Genomic DNA, 516 nt, shown 5'->3' on the forward strand with positions numbered 1-516 from the left:
TATCCTGCGGCTTATCCGGTTCAGGTGGGTGTTTCTTGCCCTGAGGAGGCGGTTCAGGCTTTTGCGCCGCTACCGGAGCGGGAGATGACGGCACCTGATATATCCCCATTCTGCCAAAGTTATCCGCGGGTTCAGCTTCTGTTCCGGCATCCGTACAGCCTTTGCCCCGCTGGCAAGATTTCGTAAACACCGCTATCGGCGGTGGGGGAGCCTGCGTTACAGACGGTGGACCGGGCTGAACGCTTCCCGCCGCTTTCGCCGGAGAAGAGACATTCTGCGCCGCCATATTAGTCGGAGCGACAACCCGGTCAGCAGCTTCTTCCTGTTTCTCATAGCTGTCCATCACGGAATTGATCAGCCGGGCCCGACAAGGGCAGGTGCTGACACTATCTAATGTGCCCGCCAATCGCCGTCCCATGCTAAACATGCTGGCTACGCCCCCGACAATCATGTAAGTACCGGAATGTTTACCACAGGTGACGTGATCCCCTTCACGCGCGGTTGCTCGCCCGTTAA

At 58.1% G+C, this 516-nt stretch carries 1 pseudogene; it reads right to left on the reverse strand.

Annotated features, from left to right (window positions below):
• Nucleotides 1–516 (reverse strand): annotated as a pseudogene (locus ABR397_RS23210) (S-type pyocin domain-containing protein); the annotation flags it as partial.

Source organism: Photorhabdus viridis, assembly GCF_040256935.1.
Taxonomy (GTDB): domain Bacteria; phylum Pseudomonadota; class Gammaproteobacteria; order Enterobacterales; family Enterobacteriaceae; genus Photorhabdus; species Photorhabdus viridis.